This is a genomic window from Segatella salivae DSM 15606, from assembly GCF_000185845.1.
Taxonomy (GTDB): Bacteria; Bacteroidota; Bacteroidia; order Bacteroidales; family Bacteroidaceae; genus Prevotella; species Prevotella salivae.
The window spans coordinates 919,961-920,464 of record NZ_GL629647.1; positions in this window are offsets into that span (position 1 = coordinate 919,961).

The window sequence follows — 504 nt, forward strand, 5'->3', positions numbered from 1 at the left end:
CGCCGTAGAAATTATGCCAGCATTTCCATGAGTGAATCCATCATTACGAATATTGCAACGATGCAACGCCGTAGGTGTTGTTCTTTTGATAGCCCAGGGTTGGCGAGGAACGAGCCTACCCTGGGGAAGCATTCGCAAGGAGATTCAACGCTGTAAGTGTTGAGCTTTTTTTGAGAAAACATGATTATAGCGAGAGGATTCATGGCGGATTAATTAAAAAAGCGCAACACCTACGGCGTTGTGTCCCACTTAACGTATTAACCCAGGGTAGCTCGCTATGCTCGCCAACCCTGGGCTATCAAAAGCGGAACCCCCTATGGGGTTCGTCTCTCTCATGAACTTCCTTTGCGCCCACTCTTCCTTTTGAAATAGCTATCAAAAACAGAAGGCTATGGGGTTCGTCAATTTGCAAACATCCTTTGCGCCGCTCTTCCTTTTGAAATAGCTATCAAAAGCAGAAGGCGATGGGGTTCGTCTATTCTGCAAACATCCTCTGCCGGCGCT